The 523-nt window shown below is 43.0% G+C and carries 1 protein-coding gene; it reads right to left on the bottom strand.

Going from position 1 to position 523, the window contains the following annotated elements; all coding sequences use genetic code 11:
• Positions 1-523, bottom strand: a 523-nt coding sequence (locus C9E89_RS23195) for an EF-Tu/IF-2/RF-3 family GTPase (protein ID WP_265935943.1), incomplete at both ends; no start/stop codon positions are given.

Raw genomic sequence — 523 nt, 5'->3', positions numbered from 1 at the left:
TGCACCAGTTACGTCAGTTGTACGGAAATAGAATTGTGGACGGTAACCGTTAAGGAATGGAGTATGGCGACCACCTTCGTCTTTAGAAAGTACATATACTTCTGCGTCGAATTTAGTGTGTGGTTTGATTGAACCTGGTTTAGCCAATACTTGACCACGTTGTACGTCTTCACGTTTAGTACCACGTAGAAGAATACCACAGTTCTCACCCGCACGACCTTCGTCAAGAAGTTTACGGAACATTTCAACGCCAGTTACAGTTGTTTTAACTGTGTCTTTGATACCAACGATTTCAACTTCTTCGCCTACTTTCACAATACCTGATTCAACACGGCCAGTTACTACTGTACCACGACCAGAAATTGAGAATACGTCTTCGATTGGCATTAAGAATGCTTTATCGATTGCACGTTCTGGTTCTGGAATATAAGTATCAAGCGCTTCAACAAGTGCAAGTACAGCAGGAACGCCGTATTGACCATCTTCACCGTTAAGTGCAGCTAAAGCTGAACCACGGATTACT

It is taken from the genome of Acinetobacter sichuanensis (assembly GCF_003024515.2).
GTDB classification, from domain to species: Bacteria; Pseudomonadota; Gammaproteobacteria; order Pseudomonadales; family Moraxellaceae; genus Acinetobacter; species Acinetobacter sichuanensis.
Note: the sequence above shows the minus strand (reverse complement) of the source record. Positions and strands in the feature narration are given on the sequence as shown.